This window comes from Sphingomonas mangrovi, from assembly GCF_047975845.1.
Classification (GTDB): Bacteria; Pseudomonadota; Alphaproteobacteria; order Sphingomonadales; family Sphingomonadaceae; genus Sphingomonas.
The window spans coordinates 108,393-129,013 of record NZ_JBIUCZ010000004.1; the positions used below are offsets into that span (position 1 = coordinate 108,393).

Sequence of the window (20,621 nt, forward strand, 5' to 3'; positions counted from 1 at the left end):
CGCAACGCTGTGTCGTCGGCGGAGAGAAGTGTCGCAATTTGTCGCCCGCGGCTTAGCGCCGTCCGGTCGCCGCGGTCTGGCCGAACAGGTGGCGGCGGGTTTCCTCGCTCATCTCGGTGCCGGCGCTCACCTGCTCGCCGATCGCATAGGCGCGCTCGGTCGCTGGGCGGGCGCGGATCGCCTCGAACCAGCGCTGGAGGTTGGGGAAGTCGGCGAGCTTCTGCCCCTGCGCCTCGTGCGGCACGATCCAGGGATAAGCGGCCATGTCCGCCACCGAATAGTCTCCGGCGATGAAGTCGCGTCCCGCCAGGCGCCGGTCGAGCACGCCGTAGAGCCGGTTGGTCTCGTTGACGTAGCGATCGATCGCATAGGGAATCTTCTCGGGCGCGTAGCGGCTGAAATGATGGTTCTGGCCGAGCATCGGCCCGAGACCGCCCATCTGCCACATCAGCCACTGCGTCTGCTCGACCCGCGTGCGCAGGTCCGGCCCGAGGAAGCGGCCGGTCTTCTCGGCCAGGTACAGCAGGATCGCGCCCGATTCGAAGAGGCTGATCGGCGCACCGCCGTCGGCCGGGTCGCCGTCGACGATGGCCGGCATGCGGTTGTTGGGCGCGATCTTGAGGAAATCGGGGGCGAACTGCTCGCCCTTGCCGATGTTCACCGGGTGGATCGTGTAGGGGAGGCCGGTCTCCTCCAAGAACAGCGTGATCTTGTGCCCGTTCGGGGTGGGCCAATAGTGAAGGTCGATCATCGGCGGGGCTCCTTTGCGGACGTGGTCCGGGAGATGGGCGGGCAGGGGAGGGCGCGCAACCCGGGGAACAGCCCGGCGCCGAGCGCGTATGGGATGCATGCGGCCGTGGTCGCGACCCTGCCACGGGAGAACGCCATGACCCCCGATACGTCGCAGATGCTGGGCACCCGGCCCGCCGACGATCTCGACGGCGCGGCGCTCGAACGCTGGATGCGGCAGGCGGTCGGCGACTTCGAAGGGCCGCTCGGCTACGTCCGCTTCGCCGGCGGCCACCGCAATCCAACCTACCGTATCGACGCCCCGCACGCCGCCTGGGTGCTGCGCCGCCGCCCCTCGGCAGCGGAAGACGCCGTCCCGTCGCTGGCGCGCGAATACCGGCTGCTCCAAGCGCTGACGGCGGCCGGCTACCCCGTGCCGCGCCCGATGGCGCTGTGCGAGGACCCGGAGGTGCTCGGCGAGCCCTTCCTCCTGATGGAGCTGATCGAGGGGCGGACGCTGTGGGACGAGTCGATGCCCGGCATGACCCCTGCGCATCGCCGCGAGCATTTCGACGCTTGGATCGACGCGCTCGCCGCGCTGCACGCGATCGACCCGGCACCGCTTGCGCTGGAGACCGCCGGCTTCGCCGAGTGCCGGCTGGAGAAAAAGCTCGCCCATTGGACCCGCAAGGCCGAGGGGACGGCCAGCACCGAGCTGGCGCGGCTCGCATCCTGGCTGCCCGCGGCGATGCCCGAGCGGGAGGAGCCGGCGATCGTCCACGGCGACTTCCGCCTCCAGAACCTGGTGTTCGCGCCCGAGGGCCCGTGCGTTGCCGCCGTTCTCGACTGGGACAAGGCGGGGCTCGGCGACCTGCGCATCGACCTCGCCTATGTGCTCGCGCGCTGGACGACGGGGAGCGAGGCGAACCCCGCGCTGGAGGAACTGGCCGACCCCGAGTGCGGCATCCCAACCGCCGACGAACTGGTCGCACGCTATTGCCGGTCGAGCGGGCGCGACGGGGTGGCGGGCCTGGATTGGCACCTGGCCTACACGCTGTTCCGGCTCGCGCTGGTCGCGCAGAAGCGCGATCCGGCAGCGGTGGCGACGCTGGCGCGGACCGGCTGGCACCACGCCGAGCGTGCCGGCGCCTAGCCGCGCTTGCGGATCAGCCCCTCCTGCGCGACGCTCGCCACCAGCCGGCCGTCGCGCGTGAAGATCCGCCCGCGGTTGAACCCGCGCCCGTGCCCCGCCCAGGGGCTGTCGGTGGCGTAGAGCAGCCAGTCGTCGAAGCGGAACGGCTCGTGCAGCCACAGAGCGTGGTCGAGGCTCGCCGTCTGCATCCGCGGATCGCCCAGCCGCACCGAATGCGGCATCATCGAGGTGCCGAGCAGCAGCATGTCGCTGGCATAGGCGAGCACCGCGCGGTGCAGCACCGGATCGTCGGGCAGGGGCGCGACGGTGCGGAACCAGGCGTGCTGCACCGGCGGACGCGGTTCTGAGCGCAGCCAGTCGCCCGGCGCCACCGGCCGCACCTCGATCGGCCGCGGCTGCGCGAGGAAGCGGCGCACCGGGTCCGACAGCTCGCCCGCCATCGATTGCTGGACCTCCGCTTCGGAGCCGAGCGCCTCGGGCGCGGGGACGTCGGGCATGTCGTCCTGATGGTGCAGCCCGTCCTCGGCGTGCTGGAACGAAGCGGCGAGCACCAGGATCGGCTGTCCCCGCTGGAGCGCTAGCACGCGGCGGGTGGCGAAGCTGCGTCCCTCGAAATCGCGCGTCACCTGGAAGACGATGGGATGCTCGGCGTCGCCGGCGCGCATGAAATAGGCGTGGAGCGAGTGCGCGACCTTGTCCTCGACCGAGCGCTGCGCCGCCTGCAGCGCCTGGCCGATCACTTGGCCGCCGAACACGCGGCCGGTGCCGCCGGGCTGGCGCGCGCCGCGATAGAGATCGGTGTCGAGTTGTTCGAGATCGAGCAGCGCGACGAGCTGGTCGACCAGCAATTGGGGCGTGAGCGTCATCGGGAGACCGTTCCTTCCTGTCCGCCCCAATAGGCACGCGCTTGACGTATTCGGCAAGCACCAATCCGCCCGCGTGCCTTGACGCTGGGCCGCGTGCCGGCTTCAAGCCGCGGCGTGGGGACAGGACAACCGATCGACGCGGCGCACGGATCCGGCTGGCCGCGCTGCACGCTTGCCGAGGCGACGGCGCAGCTCACCGCGCCGGGCGCGCGGTTCGAGATGGAGACGGTGGCGATCGGCGGCGTGCCGACCCGCACCTGGAAGCACGCGCCGCGCAGCCTTGCGGCGCTCGCCGCGGCATCGCGCGCGCATGGCGAGCGGACGTTCCTGATCCACGAGGGCGATCGCGTCAGCTTCGAGGCGAGCTATCGCGCGGTAACGGTGCTCGCCGCCGCGCTGGCCGCACGAGGGGTGGGCAAGGGCGATCGGGTCGCGATCGCGATGCGCAACCGTCCGCAATGGCCGATCGCGCTGATGGCGATCGCCAGCCTGGGCGCGATCGCGGTGCCGCTCAACGCCTGGTGGACGGGGGGCGAACTCGCCTTCGCGCTCGCCGACACCGGTGCGCGGCTGCTGATCGCCGATGCGCGGCGCCACGAGCGGCTGCTCGACCGCTATGCCGACTTGCCTGCGCTGGAAGCGGTGCTGGTTGCGGTGGCGCGCACGCCGCCGACGGGCCGCGCCGAGCCGCTGGAGGCGCTGATCGGCTCGCCAGGCGACTGGGCGCAATTGCCGGAAACCGCCTTTCCGGACGTGGAGATCGCGCCCGACGACCCGGTGACGATCTTCTACACCAGCGGCACCACCGGCGGGCCGAAGGGGGCGCTCGGCACCCACCGCAACCTGATGAGCAATATCCTGTCGGCGGGGTTCGTCGCCGCGCGGACGCTGCTGCGTCGTGGCGAGCCGCTGCCGGTGCAGTCGGCGGCGCAGACGGTACTGCTGCCGATCCCGCTGTTCCACGTCACCGCGTGCAGCGCCTTCCTGATGCCGGCGATCGCCACCGGCGGCACGCTGGTGCTGATGCGTAAATGGGACGCCGAAGCGGCGATGGCGCTGATCGAGCGCGAGCGGATCGAGGCGATCGGCGGCGTGCCGACGATCGCCTGGCAGCTGCTCGAGCATCCGGCACGCACCCGCTACGACCTCTCGTCGCTGGTGCGGATCGCCTATGGCGGCGCACCGGCCGCCCCGGCGCTCGCCCAGCGCATCCGCAGCACGTTCGGCGCCTTCCCCAGCAACGGCTGGGGCATGACCGAGACGATGGCTACCGTCGCGAGCAACGCTGCCGAGGAGTATCTCGCCCGGCCGACAAGCTGCGGTCCGCCGGTCGCCACCGCCGACCTCAAGGTCCTCTCCCCCGACGGCGGCGGGCTGGTTCCGGCGGGCGCGGTCGGCGAGTTGTGGGCGCGGGGGCCGATGGTGGTGCGCGGCTATTGGAACCGGCCGGCGGAGACCGCGGCGAGCTTCGTCGACGGCTGGGTGCGTACCGGCGACCTGGCGCGGATCGACGCGGACGGTTTCTGCCACATCGTCGACCGCCTGAAGGACGTGGTGATCCGCGGCGGCGAGAACATCTATGCCTCGGAGGTCGAGGACGTGCTCTACGCCCACCCCGCCGTCACCGACTGCGCGCTGGTCGGCGTGCCGCACCGCACGCTGGGCGAGGAGCCCGCGGCGGTGGTGCACCTTGCGCCGGGCACCCATGCCGATGCGGCCGAACTGCAGGATTGGGTCCGCGCGCGCCTCGCCGACTACAAGGTGCCGGTGGCGATCCGCTTCGCCGCCGAGACGCTGCCGCGCAACGCCAACGGCAAGATCCTGAAGGCGCGGCTACGCGCTCTGTTCGCGGCGGCCGATCAGCCCGCGGCCGGATCGTAGCTGCCGAAGGTCCAGACGTTCCCCTCCGGATCGCGCGCGCTGTAGCTGCGGCCGCCGTAGGGCTGGTCCTCGGGCGGCAGGAAGATGTCGGCGCCCGCTGCCGCCGCGGTCGCGGCATGACCGTCGACATCGTCGATCACCAGATAGAGCGACTGGGTGACGCCGCCGGCCTCCGCAGCGGTGCGCGTGCGCGAGGCGCGGACGAACGGCGTGTCGGCGACCGTCGACAGCATCACCAGATACCCGTTCCAGGCGAGTTCGGCATGGTCGATCCGGTCGGGATCCTCTGGGTTGGCGTAGACCGCATGACGGGTGAAGCCGAACGCGCTGCAGAGGAAGTCGATCGCGGCGGGCGCATCGGCGTAGCGCAGTACCGGGATGAGGGCGGGACGAACGGGCATGGCCTGTCTCCGTAACGCGGCGCGGCGCCGCGGGGAGGATGCTACGCCTTTCGATGGACGATGGGAATGTGTCGCGGGCGTCGATCCTGCCGCGGGAGACCCCAGCGTTCGCTGGGGTGACGGGGGAGGGGTGACACGTGACGGGGAGGGGAGAGCCGTCATGCCAGCGGAGGCTGGCATCTCCAGCCGCACACGCGACTCCGGCGACCGCTCCCGCTACGCCAGCGTCTCGTCGTCGCGGTACTTGATCTGCAGATAGCGGTTGCGCGTCGCCAGGCTGTCGAGGTCGCCCTGCGCCAGCTGCCGGCTCATCTCGGCGAGTTCCTCGTCGATCAGCGTCAGCCCCTCGACCAGCTGCTCGTCCGGGGTGCGGCCGTTGCGCTCGACGCGGCGCAGCGGCTCGGGCACGCGCTGGTAGCCGCGCACCAGTTCGGGCAATTGCTCGCCGACCAGCTTGCGCACTTCGGCAGCTGCCGGCTCGCGCTCGTCGAGCGTGCCGAGCTGCTGGCCGAGCGCATCGAGCCGCACGCCGATCGAGTCGGTCAGCGTCCGTGCCGGAGCGGGAAGGGCGGGGCGCTGCGTCTCCAGCCAGCGCTCGGTCTGCTGCGGCAGCGCCTTGAGCGGCGCGGCGGCGAAGGTCTCGGGCGTGGCGGCGCGCACGACCGGAAAGACCGCGAACAGCGCGGTGGCGGCGATCAGCAGCGCCATCACCAGCATCGCCCCGCCGATGCCCAGCGGCACGAACCAGCCGATCACCAGCGCGCCGATCAGGATCGCCGCGTCGGCGGCGGCGATGCGGCCGAGCCGGCGAAGCACCTCGGCCTCGCGCCGGCGCTTGCCGCGCTGCGCGCCCGACCGGTAGCGGTCGCGCGACCGCTCCAGCACCTCGGTCGATCGGGCGATTTGGTGGTCGACTTCGCTCTGCATCGCAGTTCCTTACAGCGCCTCGAGCTTGAAGGTCTCGCTGCCGCCGCCGGCGTTCTGCGCCGCGCCCTCGGCCCGTGCGATATAGCCCTTCGACCGCTCGACCTCGTTCGACAGCGTGTCGACGGTGCTCTTCATGCTGTCGAGCGCCTTGAGCTTGAACGTGTCGATCGCGTCCATCGTGTCGTAGATGTTCTGGAACGCGCGCTGCAGCGTTTCGACCGGGATCGCCGAGGCGGCGGCCTGCTCGTGGATCTGCGCGGTCTGCGACTTGAGCAGCTTGCCGGTCGAATCGATGATGTTGGCGGTGGTCGTGTTGAGCGCGGTGATCTGGTCGAGCACCAGCTTCTGGTTGGTGAGCGCCTGCGCCACCGTCACTGCCGTCCGCAGCGCGCCGACCGTCGTGGTGGAGGCGCGGTCGACGCCCTTCACCAGTTCGACGTTGTTCTTCTTGACCAGATCGAGCGCCAGATAGCCCTGTACCGTCACCGCCATCTGGGTGAGCAGGTCCTGGCTGCGCTGGCGGACGTAGAACAGCGCCGTCTCTCGGATCGCCTTGGCCTTGGCCGGATCGCTGTGGTCCAGATCGTTGGCCCGATCCTCCAGCTTGCGGTCCATTTCCTTGGACAGATAGATCATCTGCTCCAGCCGGCCCATCGCCGCCCACAGGTTCTGCCGTTCGACGTCGATCGCGGCATTGTCCATCAGCAGCTCGTCCTTGCCGGACTGGAGGCTCTTGAGGATCTGCGCGATGTGGGTCTGCGAGCTTTTGTAGCTGTCGAAATAGTCGCGCATCTTGTTGCCGAAGGGCAGGATGCCGAACAGCTTCTTGGGCGCGAGCAGATTGCCCTGCTTGCCGGGATCCAGGTCCTCGATCGTGCGGCGCAGCTGCGCTAGGTCCGCGCCGACGCCGGACTCCTGGTCCATCGCCTTGATCGGCCGGTCGAGGAACCGGTTCGACTGGCCCGCCGCCTCGCGGATCTCGCGCGCGCCCATGTTGGTGATCGCATCGACGCGCTTGCCGAACTCCGGCGAGTTCACGTCCTGCGCGATCAGGTCGTCGATGAAGCTGTCGACGCGGGTCTCCAGCTCGGACTTCTTGGTGTCGTCGACCGGCACCAGCCCGGCGGCCTTGGCGGGCGCGACGGCGGGCACGGGATCGGGCGCTTCGAGCTTCAGCTCCTGTTCCGTCACCTGCGTCGCCATATCGTCTCCTGTCGTTGCCGCTTCAGGATAGTTGCTTGCCGCCGCCGTGCAAGTGTACCAGGGAAATAACACGCATCGGGCAAGGGGGAAGAATTGCTGACGCTGTTGATCGGGGCTGCGCTCGCGCTCGGCCCGGCGGAGGCGCCGCGATCCGACGATCCGCTCGCGGCGGAGCGGGCGACGCGCGATGCGGAAGGCATAGTGGTGTCGACCAGCCCGGCGGGCGCCCCGCCGACCGCCGAGCAGATCCATCGCGCCTATCTCGATGGCGCGAGCGCTGGCGTGCGGGTGTTCAGTCCGGAGCGGTTGCGCACGCGGCGCATGCTGGGGACGCGGTGGTCGAACCGGACGACGCCTACGCTCGAGCAGGCTGCGGATACCTGGCGGTCGTCGGAAGAACCGCATCCGAGTTGCGCGTCCCGCGTCCTGCGCTCGATGCGCTGTTCCCGCGAAGCCCGCTCGGACGCGGTGCTCTGGTAGCGAACCGTGCGGCGCGAATGGACGACGATCTAGTTGGTCGGTAGCGCCCGGACGCCGCCGTTTGGTCGTTTGATCTTTCCGCAGCGCGGCAAATAGGCTAAGGGCCGCGCCGAAACCGCCCGCGCGTCGCGTAGGCCACTTCCGGGAAATTCAATGAGCCTGCGCAACATCGCCATCATCGCGCACGTCGATCATGGCAAAACCACTCTCGTCGATCAGCTCTTCCGCCAGTCCGGCACCTTCCGCGACAACCAGCGCGTCGAAGAGCGCGCGATGGACTCGAACGATCTCGAGAAGGAGCGCGGGATCACCATTCTCGCCAAGCCGACCTCGGTCGAGTGGGCGCCTCCGGGCGGCGGCGAGAGCGTGCGCATCAACATCGTCGACACCCCCGGCCACGCCGACTTCGGCGGCGAGGTGGAGCGCATCCTGTCGATGGTAGACGGCGTCATCCTGCTGGTCGACTCGTCGGAAGGCGCGATGCCGCAGACGAAGTTCGTGACGGGCAAGGCGCTGAAGCTCGGCCTGCGCCCGATCGTGGTTGTCAACAAGATCGACCGCGCCGACAGCCGCGTGCAGGAAGTGCTCGACGAGGTGTTCGACCTGTTCGTCAGCCTGGAAGCGACCGACGAGCAGCTCGACTTCCCGGTGCTCTACGCCTCGGGCCGCAACGGCTATGCCTCGGACGATGCCGATGCGCGTGAAGGCACGCTCCAGCCGCTGTTCGAGAAGATCGTCGACCACGTCCCGCCGCCGTCGCTGGACGAGAACGCACCGTTCAGCTTCCTGGTGACCCTGCTCGACCGCGACAACTTCCTGGGCCGCATCCTCACCGGCCGCGTCCAGTCGGGCACGGTGAAGCTCAACCAGCCGATCCACGCGCTCGACATGCAAGGCAACGTGATCGAGACCGGCCGCGCGTCGAAGATCATGACCTTCCAGGGTCTTGAGCGCGTCCCGACCGAAGAGGCGCGCGCCGGCGACATCATCAGCCTCGCTGGCCTGACCGTCGCGACCGTGTCGAACACCATTGCCGACACCTCGGTCAGCGAGCCGATCCAGGCGCAGCCGATCGATCCGCCGACGCTGTCGATGCGCTTCGCCGTCAACGATTCGCCGATGGCGGGTCGCGAGGGCACGAAGGTGACGTCGCGCATGATCCGCGACCGCCTGTTCCGCGAGGCGGAGTCGAACGTGGCGATCAAGGTGACCGAGGCGGCCGACAAGGACAGCTTCGAAGTCGCCGGCCGCGGCGAGCTCCAGCTCGGCGTGCTGATCGAGACGATGCGCCGCGAGGGCTTTGAGCTTGGCATCAGCCGCCCGCGCGTGCTGTTCGGCGAGGACGAAGACGGCAAGAAGACCGAGCCGTACGAGACCGTCGTGATCGACGTGGACGAGGAATTCTCGGGCACGGTCGTCGACAAGATGAACCAGCGCAAGGCGGAGATGACCGACATGCGTCCGTCGGGTGGCGGCAAGACCCGCATCACCTTCTCGGCGCCGTCGCGCGGCCTGATCGGCTATCACGGCGAGTTCCTGTCCGACACCCGCGGCACCGGCATCATGAACCGGCTGTTCGAGAAGTACGGCCCCCACAAGGGCCAGATCGAGGGCCGCAAGAATGGCGTGCTGATCTCCAACGGCGCCGGCGAGGCCCAGGGCTATGCACTCGGGCCGCTCGAGGACCGCGGCATCCTGTTCGTCGGCCACGGCGAAGCGCTCTACGAGGGCATGATCATCGGCGAGAACGCCAAGACGGATGACCTCGAGGTCAATCCGATGAAGGCGAAGCAGCTCACCAACTTCCGCGCCTCGGGCGGGAAGGACGACGCCGTCCGCCTGACCCCGCCGAAGAAGATGACGCTGGAGCAGGCGATCGCCTATATCGACGACGACGAGATGGTCGAAGTCACCCCGACCAAGATCCGGCTGCGCAAGCGTCACCTCGATCCGCACGAGCGCAAGCGCGCCTCGCGCGCCAAGGCGGCCTGATCGGCATCGCCCGAAAGCGGCAAGAAGAACGGCGTCGGATGCATCTGCATCCGGCGCCTTTTTCTTTGGGCGCGTGCCGGCTGCTCGCGGTGTTTTGAGCGCCGGATCGGTTCTTTCATCCGCGCTTAACCCGCATCGGGGAGTGGCTGGAGCCCTCTACCAGCCGCAGGGGTGCGTCCGTCTTGCCGGGTCTTCTGTTCGCCGTCCTCGGCGTCTTGTTCCAAGCGCCGGCCGCGCCGCCTCGCGCGCTGGTCCCGCCGCCGCAGCCGTCGCCGCAGGCGGTCTGCGCCACGGCCAGTTGGGTCGAGGCTGGTCGCGACGGCGAGGCGACGCCGCGGACGACCACCGTCTGCGGCGCGGACCTGCCGGTGCGACCATCGACTCCGGCCGAGCCCGAGCGGGAGCCGCGGCGATGAACCGCATGCCGCTGCGGCTGCTGTGCCGGCTTCTCGGCGTCGTGCTGGCGTTCGTCGCCGTGCCGGCATCCGCCTGTACAGTGACCAAGACGCGCGAGGCCGCCATCGGCAGCTATTCGCAGCGCGCGGTTCAGCAGCGGGCGGTCCCAGCGCTGCGCACCTTTGCCGGCCTCCAGTGCCCGCCGACGCTGCTCGTTCTGCTGGGCACGAAGGCGCTGCGTGGCACCTTCACCAGCGCCAACGCGGCCGGCAGCACCACCGCGGCCCTTCGACTGGTTCGTAGCGACGGACAGGCGGCAGTCGCTTATACCGCCTCCGCCGGCCCCGACGGCACGGCACCGTTCGCGCAGGGCAAGACGGTCGACTATGCCCAGAACAAGCTGCTCGACGTGCTCGGGCTGCTGGGAGGGGACACGGTCGCCCTGCCGATCTTCGTCACGCCCGCCGCGACCAGCCTGCCGCCGGTCGGCGTCTACAAAGACACCATCACGCTCGCCTGGGACTGGCACCTCTGCTCGCTGGTGGACGCCCCGGTAGTCGGGTGCGTTGGTGAGTTGGACGAAGGCATCGGCAAGACCGTCCTCACCGTCACGCTGACGGTCACCGAGTTCCGGGCGACGCTGTCGATGACATCGGCGACGACGTGGGATCCGGTCCACGAGACCCGCAATCCGCGCGACCTTCCCGAGAGCCGTCGTGCGGTCTCGGTCGCGTTCGGCAATCCTGACATCGTGCCGCTCGAAAGCGGTACGATCGACATCGTCGTGCCTACCCCGACCGGGACCATTCTCGCGCTCGACGGGGACAAGGCGACGCCGGGGCCGGCAATCCGTCTGGTGCAGGGCTCGACGTCTTCCGGGCTGGCCGCCAGCTACAATGGGCCCACCGACCCGAGCGATGACGTCGAGTTCTCCACGAGCCCGCCGAGCGTTCCGGCGGACAAGCGCGACTGGAGCTATCTGCCGGCCGGGGACGCGGCGTCCGAAGTCGCCGTCACCTTCGTTCGCGTCCGCGCCAGGGGGGCGATGGCCGCACGGTCGAGCTTCGCTGCGCGCGTGCCCTATCGCATCCCGCCGCCGCCGAGCAACTAGCCGAGGGCGGCGGCTATGCACCCGCGGCGACCGATAAACCCCCTCTGAACAAGCGGTTAGCGGCGGGTTCAGCCACGCTGCGTTACGGTCCTCGTCACCGTCGCCTCTCGTGCGTTGAGGCGGACGCGCGCGGAGAGGAGATGTCGATGAAGACCCTGTTGAAGAAAGCCGGCCTCGGCGTGGCGCTGGCTGCCACCGCCCTGACCGCCGCGGCGCCGGCGGAGGCGCAGCGCTATCGCGGCGGCTATTATCCGCGCTACCACCATCATCACGGCCGCAGCTCGGCCGGGCCCGCGCTGGCGGCCGGTGTCATCGGTGTGGTGCTCGGCGCGGCGCTGGCGTCCAGCGCCAACGACCGCCCGTATCGCGAGCGCTACTACCGCGATCGCGGCTACGCCTACGACTATGACGACCGCTATTATCGGGAGCGCGGTTATTATCCCGCCGACGGCTATTACGCCTATCGCTATCGCGACGATCGCCGCTGCTGGGACGAGCGCCGCTTCGACCCCTACTACGGCCACCCGGTTCGCGTGCGCGTCTGCAACTGACCGGCGAACGGCGGCGCGGGGCAGGGGCTCCGCGCCGCTTTTTTGTTGGCGCGGGAGGCGTTTTGCGCCATGCGGCCGCGCATGAGCGATACACCCCCCGACCACCTCTCGATCAACCCGCGCAGCCCGCACTTCGACCAGGAGGTGCTCCAGCGCGGCGTCGGCATCCGCTTCAAGGGCGTCGAGCGCCACGACGTCGAGGAATATTCGATGTCCGAGGGCTGGATCCGCGTCGCGCTCGGCAAGAAGGTCGATCGCCACGGTCAGCCGCTGACGATCAAGCTCAGCGGCCCGGTGGAGGCCTGGTTCCAGACCGGGACCGAAGAGGACACCGCCGAAGACGCGCAGGACTGAACGAAAAAGGGCCACCGCGACGGTGGCCCTTCTCGTATCGGCGGTGGGCGTCGCGCCTCAGTGAACGAACCGCGCCACTACGTCGCGATAGGAGCGGCTGACCTTCACCTGCGCGCCCGAATCGAGCACCAGGAAGCACTCGCCGTTGGTGTGCGGCTTCACCTGCTTGACCAAGTCCAGGTTGACGATGGTCGAACGGTGGACGCGCTGGAAACGACGCGGGTCGAGCCGCTTCTCCAGGTCCTTCATCGTCTCGCGCAGGATCAGCGTGTTGTCGCCGGTGTAGATGCACATGTAGTCGCCGGCGGCGTCGATGCGCTCGATCGTGTCGACGTCGACGCGGAAGATCTGGCCGCGATCCTTGATGTTGATGAGCTTCTCGAAGCGGCTGGCGTTGACCGCCTCGCTGCCGTCGGTCAGCGTCTCCGCGGCTTCCGGCGCGACCTCGGCGAGCACTTCCTTCAGACGATCGACCTCGGCCTGGCCGCGCTTCTCGGAGAGGCGCTGGCGGACGCGGTCGAGCGTGTCGGCGAGGCGAGAGTCATCCACGGGCTTCATCAGGTAATCGACCGCCTGCGCCTCGAACGCGCGCAGCGCGTGGTCGGAATAGGCGGTGACGAACACCACCAGCGGCGGCTCGACCTCCATCAGTCCCTGCACCACCGAGAAGCCGTCGAAGCCGGGCATCTGGATGTCGAGAAACACGAGGTCGGGCTTGTGCGTCTTGATCGAGCGGATGGCCTCGCGGCCATTGACGCACTTGTCGACGATCTCGACGTCCTCATGCGCCTGGAGCCGCAGCTCCAGACCCTGGATCGCCAGGGGTTCGTCGTCGACTAGGATGGTACGGATGGTCATGCAGCCTCTCGCGTGCGTTCCTCGACCTGGAACGGAATTTCGATCTCGACGCTGAACCCGCTGCCCGGAATCGACCGGGTGTCGAGCCGATGGTCTGCACCATAGGCCTGCGCCAGTCGCTCGCGGATGTTTGCCAGTCCCACGCCGGTCGACAAGGTCGGACGCCGCGACGCCTCGTTCAAGCCCGGGCCGGTATCCGAAACGCCAATCTGCACCCGTTCCCCGGCGAGCCGAGCGGTGACGGCGATCTCGGCCCCCTCTTCCTTAGGCGTGACGGCATATTTGATCGCGTTCTCGACCAGCGGCTGGAGCAGCAGCGAGGGGAGGCGCGCGTGGACGACGCGGGGATCGATCTCGAAGCTGGTCTGCAGCCGCTCCTCGAAGCGCATCTTCTCGATGTCGAGGTAGAGCTTCAGCGTCTCGACCTCCTGCGCCAGCGTCACATGCGCGGTCGGTTCGTTGGCGAGCGTGTAGCGCAGGAACGACGACAGCCGGGAAAGCATCACGTTCGCGCGCTCGGTTTGCTTCAACAGCACCAGCGTCGAGATCGAGTTGAGCGTGTTGAACAGGAAATGCGGGTTCAGCTGGTAGCGCAGCATCGCCAGCTGCGCCGACGACGCCTGGTTCTCCAGCGCCTGCATCGCGCGGGTCTGCTGCTCGACGACCAGATAGAAATTGATGCCGAAATACAGCGCCGACCAGCCCGCCAGCACCGTGAAGGTGAGGAAGACGAGCCCCGGCAGCAGCGAGAGGTCGAGCGCGGCCGTCTGCCCGGTCGAACGGAACAGCGAGAAGGTGTAGGTCTCGATCACGGCGTAGATCAGCGTCGCGGCGAACAGCGTCAGCAGCGTGCAGACGATCGCCCACAGCCGCGGCAGCCGCCGGTAGCTGCCGTAGAGCACCGACATGAGCAGCGTCAGGCAGTAGCCGACGATCGCTTCGACGATGACGCCCAGGATCACCTTGGTCGCCGACGGCGCGTTGAACACGCTGGCGACAGTGCGCAGCAGCAGATAGCCGCTCCACCCCGCCGCCTGCAGGATCCAGAACGCACGGCTCTTCTCTTCGAAGAACGGGCGCGAGAACAGGGAAGACACGGCGGACATCGGCTCCGCCCTTACTGCGGCTCGACTTGCCGCGAAAGAGCGCCGCGGGCGGTACACCCCGCCAAAAAGCGAAACCGCCGCTCCCCGGGGTGGGGAGCGGCGGCTTCTCTAGCGTCGGGAAAGTTCGCGATTAGAAAGCGAACACGACCGATCCGCTCACTGCGCGGGGCGCACCGAACTGCACGAACGGAACGGTCGTGTTGTTCGAGCTGCCGCTGATGTAGCCGACGTAGAACTCGTTGAAGAGGTTCGACACGTTCAGCTGGAAGAACGTCTTTTCGAGGCCGAGCTTCTCGAGCGAGAAGCGGGCGTCGAGATCGACCAATGTGTAGCCATCCACCTTTGCCGGGAAGACATCGGTCACGGCGCCGCCGATGGTCTGCACCAGCGGCTCGTTGATGTCGTTGATGAAGCGCGGGCCGGTGTACTTCACCTGCGCACCCAGTTCGACCGGGCCGAGGGTGCCCTGCAGGCGGCCGCCGACGGTCCACTTGGACAGGCCGGACTCCTGCTTCCCGCCGGTCGGCAGGAAAGTGTTCGCGCCGGTCTGCAGATCGTCCTGGATCTCCGAGTTCAGGTACGAACCGAAGACATAGGCGGTGATCTCCCGGATCGGCTGCACCGAGATGCTGCCGTCGAAGCCGTAGCGATCGACCTTGCCGATGTTTCGCGACACGCTCTCACCAAGCTCCGCATCGAACGCTGTTGCGATGCGGTTTTTGAACTTGATGTAGTAGCCGCCCAGCTGCGCCGTCACGATACCGGAGCGGTAGCGTAGACCCAGGTCGAAGCTGTCGGTGGTCTCCGGAGCCGGATCGGCACCCTCCACGCCATCATTGAAGTAGAGCGCGCTGTACAGCGTGTCGGTGCTCGGAACCGAAAGCCCCTTCGCATAGCTGGCGAAGATGCTCGCCTGCGGCGTGAAGTTGTAGGTCAGGCCGACGTTCGGGAGTGCACGATCATACTTATAGTCTCGCGAGCGCGGTGCCGCGTAGCGGCCATTCGCGGCGGCATAGGCAGCCGCGTTGTCCGAAGAGATACAGTCCACGTTGCCGTTCGCTGCGGTGGTGAAGCAGTTCTGGTTCAGATCGCGCTTGTAGAACGGTACGCGCAGGCCGAGATCGAGCACGAGGTTGTTCTCGAGGAACTCGCCGCGATACTGGCCCGAGACCTGGTTCAGGATCGCGTAAGACTTACGATCGCGCTTCTGAACCACGTTGCCGTCCACATCGGTGATCGGGTCGTTGATCGGGAACACGTCGAACGGTTCGCCGTTGCTGTACAGGAAGCCGGTCTCGCCGGTCTGGCGATGCCGCGCGCGGTCGTAGGTGTACGCCAGGCGAACGCGATGGTCGGCGTTGATCTGATAGACCAGGTTCGAGATCACCATGTAGCGGTGAGTCTGCGTCTGGCTCGGCGCCAGCAGGCGCACCGTGTCGAGGATGTCACCGTCGCCGTTCAGATCACGGCCGTAGTAGTAGTTGTTGCCGCTGAAGCCGTAGAAGGTCTGGCCGTTGATGACGCGACCTTGCTCGGTGCCGACGACCGTGCCGCCGCCGTTCGCCTTGGTGTACTGATAGCTTGGGTCGACCGTCAGCGTCAGGCCGTCAGCCAGCGTGACGCGCGACGTACCGCGGACGTTGCCGGTGTTCGACGGGTTGTAGCGGCGATCATACTCGCTGGCGCAGCTGTTCGCCACGTCCGGCACACCCGGAACTGGCGTGGTGGTGTTGCACACCGGCACGTCATAGCTGGCTTCGTCGAAGTCGGTCGGGAAGCGGTTGCCGCTGCCGGTACCGGTCTCGCGGCCGGGATCGCCGCGCAGCGGGCCCGAGCCGAAGAAGTTATTGCGCGCCTGGTTGTAGTGGCCGGCGACCGAGATGAAGTCGCCGCTACCGCCCAGCTCCTGAAAGATGCGGGCGTTGTACTGCTGCTTCTTGACGCGGCCATAATTGTTGAACGGGTTGTCGTACGACACCCACGAGGCCGAGGCGAACGCCTTGGTGCCCATGCCGGTGATGTCGCCGGTGTCGATCATGCCGAACACGCGGTGATAGTCGTACTCGCCATAGGAAGCGCTGAACTGCGCGCCGAGCTCGTCGCCGGGGACGCGGGTGCGCAGGTTCACGGTGCCGCCGACCGCCGATGCGGTCGGGCTGTCGACGTCGGTGGCGCCCAGGTTGACGCTGACGTTGTCGATGATCTCGCTGTCGACCTGCTGGCCCGAGTAGATCGCGTAGTTGCCGCTGTCGTTCAGCGGAATGCCGTCCAGCGTCTGCGAAATCCGCGACGAGTCGAAGCCGCGGATGCGGAAGCCGCCGCCCGAGGAGCCGTAGGGATCGTTGTTCTGGAAGCTGACGCCCGGCACCAGGTTGATGACGTCGTTGATCGTCTGCCCCGGACGCTGGCGCTGGATGATCTCGCTGTCGAGAACCACCTGCGCCTTCGGCTGATTGGGAAGGTCCACGCCGCCGATCGTCCGATCGGCACGACCGGTGACGACGACTTCGCTGCCTTCGTTAAATTCCTGCGATGCAGTCGACTGCGCAAAGGCGGCAGCCGGCATGACCAGCGCGGCAAAGGCCACGCCCGCAAAAAGCTTCGTACGCATGTGTTCCCCTATCGTGAGCGGATGCCCAGATGCGGTGCCCGTTCACCGTCTGGCCGCCCCTTGCGGGCTCGTTATGACCGCTTTGTGACAATGAAAAGTTGCATCGCACAAAGGATTTTCAGGCGTTGCAGGAACGTCACACCGCCGACGCGACGATCTCCGCCCATTCCATCTCGCTAACCACGCGAATCCCCAGTTCCGCGGCCTTTTTCAGCTTCGATCCGGCATTGGCGCCGGCGACGACCAGTCCGGTCTTCGCCGACACCGATCCCGCGACTCGCGCGCCGAGCGCTTCCGCCTGGGCCTTCGCCTCGTCCCGCGACAGCGTTTCGAGCGTTCCGGTGAAAACCACCGTCTTTCCCGTGACTTCCGAGTCGCGGCTCTCGACCACGAATGCGGGCGGCGAAACCTCCGTCAGCAGATCGTCCCAGACGGTGCGGTTGTGCGGCTCGCCGAAGAAGTCGGCGAGGGCGTGGCCGACCGCGGCGCCGACGTTCTCGACGCCAATATGCTCGGCGATCGCCTTGTCGAGCCGGCCCTGGAGCTTCTGCTCCGTCTCGCCGACCGCCGCCTCGGTGCTCTGGCGCAGCTCGATGAGCGCGTCCGCGAGCGTGCGCAACGCGGGGAGGGTGGCATAGCGCTTGAGCAGGTCGCGCGCGGTGACGATGCCGATGTGGCGGATGCCCAGCCCGAACAGCAGCCGCACCGGATCGGGCGCGCGCTTGGCCTCGATCGCTTCGATCAGCGCGTCGACCGATTTGGCCTGCCAGCCCTTGCGCCCGACCAGTTCCTCGCGGTGCGCGCGCAAGCGGAAGATGTCCGCGGGTGCCGCGATCCAGCCGAGCTCGAGCAGCTCCACCAGCGTCTTTTCGCCCAGCCCGTCGATGTCCAGCGCGCCGCGGCTGACGAAATGCTTGAGCCGCTCCAGCCGCTGCGCCGGGCAGATCAGCCCGCCGGTGCAGCGGATGTCGACCTCGCCCTCTTCAGCGACCGCCTCGGAGTCACATTCCGGGCAGTGGGTCGGGAACGTCCACGGCTCGCGCGCCGCATCTCGGGTGAGGTTGTCGACGATCTGCGGGATCACGTCGCCTGCGCGCTGCAGCACGACGCGGTCGCCAGGGCGCACGCCGAGGCGCGCGATCTCGTCGGCGTTGTGGAGCGTCGCGTTGGTGACGACGACGCCGCCGACCGTCACCGGCTCCAGCCGCGCTACGGGGGTGAGCTTGCCGGTGCGGCCGACCTGGATGTCGATCCGCTCCAGCGTGGTCTGCGCGCGCTCGGCGGGAAACTTGTGCGCCAGCGCCCAGCGCGGCGCGCGGCCGACCTGGCCGAGCCGCGCCTGCCAGTCGAGGCGGTCGACCTTGTACACCACGCCGTCGATATCGAACGGCAGGTCGGCGCGCTGCGCCTCGATCGCGCGATAGACGCCCAGCGCCTCCTCCAGCGTCGGAGCGAGCGCAAAGCCGTCGGCGACCGGAAAGCCCCAGCCGGCGATCGCAGTGACCACCTCTGCCTGGGTGTGGCCGGGCAGGCTGTCGGTCTCGCCCCAGCCGTGCATCAGGAAGCGCAAGGGGCGGGTGGCGGTGACGCTCGCATCCTTCTGCCGCAGCGATCCCGCGGCGGCGTTGCGGGGATTGGCGAACTGGCGCGCCTTTTCGGGGTCCGCCGCCTCGGCGAGCAGCCGCGCGTTCAGCGCCGCGAACGCCGCCTTCTCCATATAGACCTCGCCGCGCACCTCGAAGAGGTCGGGCGCTGCGTCGGGCAGCGTCTCGGGAATGTCGGCGATGGTGCGGACGTTGGCGGTCACGTCCTCTCCCACCGCGCCGTCGCCGCGGGTGAGCGCCCGCATCAGCCGGCGGTTCTCGTAGCGCAGCGAGCAGGAGAGGCCATCGATCTTGGGCTCGGCGGTCAGCGCGACCGGTTCGTCTGCCGAGAGCGCCAGGAAGCGGCGGACGCGACCAAGAAAATCGGCGATGTCCTCGTCCGAGAAGCCGTTGTCGAGGCTCAGCATCGGCCGCGCGTGCGCCACCTTGGCCAAGTGGCCCGTCGACGTCGCGCCCACCTGATGGGCTGGCGAGTCGCTGCGCACCAGATGCGGGAACGCCGCCTCGATCGCGGCATTGCGGCGCACCAGCGCGTCATAGTCCGCGTCGCTGATCTCGGGCGCGTCAGCGTCGTGATAGAGCTGGTTGTGGCGCGCGATCTCGGCGGCGAGTTCGGCGAGCGCCTCGGCGGCTTCCGGGTCGGTCTGGGGCAGCGGATCCATGCCCCGGTGGCTACGAGCGGGCGCTGCCGGGATCAAGGCAAGCCGCAACCGCCGTGGCGCGGAGGGCGGTTTTCGCGGGCGCGGCCATGTTGCATAGGGGCGCAAACCAGCATGGACCCGCAATGACCACCATCATCACCGAAGCCGACCTGATCGAAAGCGTCGCCGACGCGCTCCAGTTCATCAGCTACTATCACCCGATGGATTACATCCGCGCGTTGGGGCAGGCGTACGAGGCCGAGCAGAGCCCCGCCGCCAAGGACGCGATCGCGCAGATTCTGACCAACAGCCGCATGTGCGCGGAGGGGCATCGCCCGATCTGCCAGGATACCGGCATCGTCACCGTGTTCGTGAAGTGGGGCCAGGACTGCCGCCTCGAGTCGAACCGCTCGCTGCAGGAGGTCGTCGACGAGGGCGTGCGCCGCGCCTATCTCCACTCGGAGAACAAGCTGCGCGCCTCGATTCTCGCCGACCCGGCATTCACCCGCCGCAACACCCGCGACAACACGCCGAGCGTGATGCACGTCGAGATGGTGCCGGGGAACACGGTGTCGGTCGACGTCGCGGCCAAGGGCGGCGGCTCGGAGAACAAGACCAAGTTCAAGATGATGAACCCCAGCGACTCGATCGTCGACTGGGTGCTGGAGATGATCCCGCAGATGGGTGCCGGCTGGTGCCCGCCGGGCATGCTCGGCATCGGCATCGGCGGCACCGCCGAAAAGGCGATGCTGCTCGCCAAGGAATCGCTGATGGGGGCGATCGACATGGCGCAGCTGAAGCAGCGCGGCCCGCAGAACGACATCGAGGCGCTGCGCATCGAGCTGTTCGACAAGGTCAACGCGCTCGGCATCGGCGCGCAGGGGCTGGGCGGGCTTTCGACCATCCTCGACATCAAGATCCTGGACTGGCCGACCCATGCCGCGTCCAAGCCGGTGGCAATGATCCCCAACTGCGCCGCCACCCGCCACGCGCACTTCACCCTCGACGGCTCGGGCCCGGTCTATCTGGAAGCGCCGAAGCTCGACGAGTGGCCGAAGGTGGAATGGAAGCCCTCGGCCGAGGCGAAGCGCGTCGACCTCGACACGCTCACGCCCGAAGTGGTGCAGTCGTGGAAGCACGGCGACCGCCTGCTGCTGAACGGCAAGATGCTCACCGGCCGCGACGCCGCGCACAAGCGCATCGCCGACATGCTTGCCCGCGGCGAAGAGCTGCCGGTCCAGTTCAAGGGCCGGGTGATCTACTATGTCGGCCCGGTCGATCCGGTCGGCGAGGAAGTCGTCGGCCCCGCCGGTCCCACCACCGCCACGCGGATGGACAAGTTCACGCGCATGATGCTCGAACAGGGCTTGCTCGCGATGGTCGGCAAGGCCGAGCGCGGCCCGGCGGCGACCGACGCGATCCGCGACCACCAGAGCGCCTATCTGATGGCGGTCGGCGGCGCCGCCTATCTCGTCGCGCGCGCGATCAAGGGCTCCAAGGTGGTCGGGTTCGAGGACCTCGGCATGGAGGCGATCTACGAGTTCGAGGTGCAGGACTTCCCCGTCACCGTCGCGGTGGATGCGGAGGGGCAGAACGTCCACACGCTCGCCCCGCTGGTGTGGCGGGAGAAGATCGCCAACGAACGGCTGCTGGAGAACGCGTGATCGGGCCCCTCCTGCGCTGACCGCGCGGGAGGGGCCGTCCTACATCGTCATGCCGACAAAAGTCGGCATCCATTGCCGGACCACTCGCGCTTC

General features: G+C 68.3%; 17 protein-coding genes. 8 read left to right on the forward strand and 9 right to left on the reverse strand.

The genetic code is table 11. From position 1 onward, the window contains the following. Positions 1 to 52: 52 nt before the first annotated feature. Positions 53 to 751, reverse strand: a complete 699-nt coding sequence (locus ACBY01_RS03865; protein WP_416459452.1) for a glutathione S-transferase N-terminal domain-containing protein — start codon at positions 749 to 751, stop codon at positions 53 to 55. Between the two features lie 135 nt (positions 752 to 886). Here ACBY01_RS03865 and ACBY01_RS03870 point away from each other — a divergent pair, with 135 nt between their 5' ends. Beyond that, positions 887 to 1,882: a phosphotransferase family protein gene (locus ACBY01_RS03870; protein ID WP_416459453.1), complete on the forward strand. Its 996-nt coding sequence runs from the start codon at positions 887 to 889 to the stop codon at positions 1,880 to 1,882. Here the strand turns inward: ACBY01_RS03870 and ACBY01_RS03875 are convergent. Further along, positions 1,879 to 2,748 carry an acyl-CoA thioesterase gene (locus ACBY01_RS03875; RefSeq protein WP_416459454.1) on the reverse strand — a complete coding sequence of 290 codons (870 nt, stop codon included), beginning with the start codon at positions 2,746 to 2,748 and terminating at the stop codon, positions 1,879 to 1,881. The two genes, ACBY01_RS03870 and ACBY01_RS03875, sit on opposite strands and share 4 nt — an antisense overlap. Before the next feature lie 114 nt (positions 2,749 to 2,862). On the opposite strand from ACBY01_RS03875, the gene ACBY01_RS03880 reads away from it, so the two are divergent. Further along, on the forward strand, positions 2,863 to 4,629 hold the full coding sequence (locus tag ACBY01_RS03880) for a class I adenylate-forming enzyme family protein (RefSeq protein ID WP_416459455.1): 1,767 nt from the start codon (positions 2,863 to 2,865) through the stop codon (positions 4,627 to 4,629). Here the strand turns inward: ACBY01_RS03880 and ACBY01_RS03885 are convergent. The 3 genes from ACBY01_RS03885 to ACBY01_RS03895 form a co-directional block, all read right to left on the reverse strand. After that, the gene (locus ACBY01_RS03885; RefSeq protein WP_416459456.1) at positions 4,608 to 5,030 is read right to left on the reverse strand and encodes a VOC family protein; all 423 of its coding nucleotides are present in this window, start codon (positions 5,028 to 5,030) and stop codon (positions 4,608 to 4,610) included. The genes ACBY01_RS03880 and ACBY01_RS03885 overlap by 22 nt on opposite strands. Positions 5,031 to 5,246: 216 nt before the next feature. Further along, positions 5,247 to 5,957 (reverse strand): HAD family hydrolase, encoded by a 711-nt coding sequence (locus tag ACBY01_RS03890; protein WP_416459457.1) that lies wholly within the window; start codon positions 5,955 to 5,957, stop codon positions 5,247 to 5,249. A gap of 9 nt (positions 5,958 to 5,966) precedes the next feature. Continuing rightward, entirely contained in the window at positions 5,967 to 7,160 is a 1,194-nt protein-coding gene (locus ACBY01_RS03895; protein WP_416459458.1) for a toxic anion resistance protein, read from the reverse strand. Positions 7,161 to 7,253: 93 nt separating this feature from the next. Between ACBY01_RS03895 and ACBY01_RS03900 the strand changes: the two genes are divergently transcribed. The 5 genes from ACBY01_RS03900 (at position 7,254) to ACBY01_RS03920 (ending at position 12,044) form a co-directional block, all read left to right on the forward strand. Continuing rightward, the gene (locus tag ACBY01_RS03900) at positions 7,254 to 7,640 is read left to right on the forward strand and encodes a hypothetical protein (protein WP_416459459.1); all 387 of its coding nucleotides are present in this window, start codon (positions 7,254 to 7,256) and stop codon (positions 7,638 to 7,640) included. 153 nt (positions 7,641 to 7,793) lie between these two features. Then, the gene (gene typA, locus ACBY01_RS03905) at positions 7,794 to 9,632 is read left to right on the forward strand and encodes a translational GTPase TypA (protein ID WP_416459460.1); all 1,839 of its coding nucleotides are present in this window, start codon (positions 7,794 to 7,796) and stop codon (positions 9,630 to 9,632) included. 412 nt (positions 9,633 to 10,044) lie between these two features. After that, positions 10,045 to 11,139, forward strand: a complete 1,095-nt coding sequence (locus ACBY01_RS03910) for a spore coat protein U domain-containing protein (RefSeq protein ID WP_416459461.1) — start codon at positions 10,045 to 10,047, stop codon at positions 11,137 to 11,139. Positions 11,140 to 11,285: 146 nt separating this feature from the next. Then, positions 11,286 to 11,690 carry a hypothetical protein gene (locus tag ACBY01_RS03915; protein ID WP_416459462.1) on the forward strand — a complete coding sequence of 135 codons (405 nt, stop codon included), beginning with the start codon at positions 11,286 to 11,288 and terminating at the stop codon, positions 11,688 to 11,690. Between the two features lie 81 nt (positions 11,691 to 11,771). Continuing rightward, positions 11,772 to 12,044, forward strand: a complete 273-nt coding sequence (locus tag ACBY01_RS03920) for a DUF3297 family protein (protein ID WP_416459463.1) — start codon at positions 11,772 to 11,774, stop codon at positions 12,042 to 12,044. Positions 12,045 to 12,101: 57 nt separating this feature from the next. Here the strand turns inward: ACBY01_RS03920 and ACBY01_RS03925 are convergent, their stop codons facing one another. The 4 genes from ACBY01_RS03925 to ligA form a co-directional block, all read right to left on the reverse strand. Further along, positions 12,102 to 12,902, reverse strand: coding sequence for a LytR/AlgR family response regulator transcription factor (locus ACBY01_RS03925; RefSeq protein ID WP_416459464.1), 801 nt, complete (start codon positions 12,900 to 12,902; stop codon positions 12,102 to 12,104). Beyond that, positions 12,899 to 14,008 (reverse strand): sensor histidine kinase, encoded by a 1,110-nt coding sequence (locus ACBY01_RS03930; RefSeq protein ID WP_416459465.1) that lies wholly within the window; start codon positions 14,006 to 14,008, stop codon positions 12,899 to 12,901. The genes ACBY01_RS03925 and ACBY01_RS03930 overlap by 4 nt, the downstream gene beginning before the upstream one ends. A 130-nt stretch (positions 14,009 to 14,138) precedes the next feature. After that, positions 14,139 to 16,619, reverse strand: coding sequence for a TonB-dependent receptor (locus ACBY01_RS03935; RefSeq protein WP_416459466.1), 2,481 nt, complete (start codon positions 16,617 to 16,619; stop codon positions 14,139 to 14,141). 136 nt (positions 16,620 to 16,755) lie between these two features. Continuing rightward, positions 16,756 to 18,885: an NAD-dependent DNA ligase LigA gene (gene ligA, locus ACBY01_RS03940; RefSeq protein WP_416459467.1), complete on the reverse strand. Its 2,130-nt coding sequence runs from the start codon at positions 18,883 to 18,885 to the stop codon at positions 16,756 to 16,758. Positions 18,886 to 19,007: 122 nt separating this feature from the next. Here ligA and ACBY01_RS03945 point away from each other — a divergent pair, with 122 nt between their 5' ends. Next, positions 19,008 to 20,528 (forward strand): fumarate hydratase, encoded by a 1,521-nt coding sequence (locus tag ACBY01_RS03945; protein WP_416459468.1) that lies wholly within the window; start codon positions 19,008 to 19,010, stop codon positions 20,526 to 20,528. Positions 20,529 to 20,621 lie beyond the last annotated feature (93 nt).

Bases quoted from the DNA above. Each gene is read 5' to 3' on its own strand.
- ACBY01_RS03865 (WP_416459452.1), bottom strand. From the start codon at position 751: ATGATCGACCTTCACTATTGGCCCACCCCGAACGGGCACAAGATCACG.
- ACBY01_RS03870 (WP_416459453.1), top strand. From the start codon at position 887: ATGACCCCCGATACGTCGCAGATGCTGGGCACCCGGCCCGCCGACGAT.
- ACBY01_RS03875 (WP_416459454.1), bottom strand. From the start codon at position 2,748: ATGACGCTCACGCCCCAATTGCTGGTCGACCAGCTCGTCGCGCTGCTC.
- ACBY01_RS03885 (WP_416459456.1), bottom strand. From the start codon at position 5,030: ATGCCCGTTCGTCCCGCCCTCATCCCGGTACTGCGCTACGCCGATGCG.
- ACBY01_RS03890 (WP_416459457.1), bottom strand. From the start codon at position 5,957: ATGCAGAGCGAAGTCGACCACCAAATCGCCCGATCGACCGAGGTGCTG.
- ACBY01_RS03895 (WP_416459458.1), bottom strand. From the start codon at position 7,160: ATGGCGACGCAGGTGACGGAACAGGAGCTGAAGCTCGAAGCGCCCGAT.
- typA (WP_416459460.1), top strand. From the start codon at position 7,794: ATGAGCCTGCGCAACATCGCCATCATCGCGCACGTCGATCATGGCAAA.
- ACBY01_RS03910 (WP_416459461.1), top strand. From the start codon at position 10,045: ATGAACCGCATGCCGCTGCGGCTGCTGTGCCGGCTTCTCGGCGTCGTG.
- ACBY01_RS03915 (WP_416459462.1), top strand. From the start codon at position 11,286: ATGAAGACCCTGTTGAAGAAAGCCGGCCTCGGCGTGGCGCTGGCTGCC.
- ACBY01_RS03920 (WP_416459463.1), top strand. From the start codon at position 11,772: ATGAGCGATACACCCCCCGACCACCTCTCGATCAACCCGCGCAGCCCG.
- ACBY01_RS03925 (WP_416459464.1), bottom strand. From the start codon at position 12,902: ATGACCATCCGTACCATCCTAGTCGACGACGAACCCCTGGCGATCCAG.
- ACBY01_RS03930 (WP_416459465.1), bottom strand. From the start codon at position 14,008: ATGTCCGCCGTGTCTTCCCTGTTCTCGCGCCCGTTCTTCGAAGAGAAG.
- ACBY01_RS03935 (WP_416459466.1), bottom strand. From the start codon at position 16,619: ATGCGTACGAAGCTTTTTGCGGGCGTGGCCTTTGCCGCGCTGGTCATG.
- ligA (WP_416459467.1), bottom strand. From the start codon at position 18,885: ATGGATCCGCTGCCCCAGACCGACCCGGAAGCCGCCGAGGCGCTCGCC.
- ACBY01_RS03945 (WP_416459468.1), top strand. From the start codon at position 19,008: ATGACCACCATCATCACCGAAGCCGACCTGATCGAAAGCGTCGCCGAC.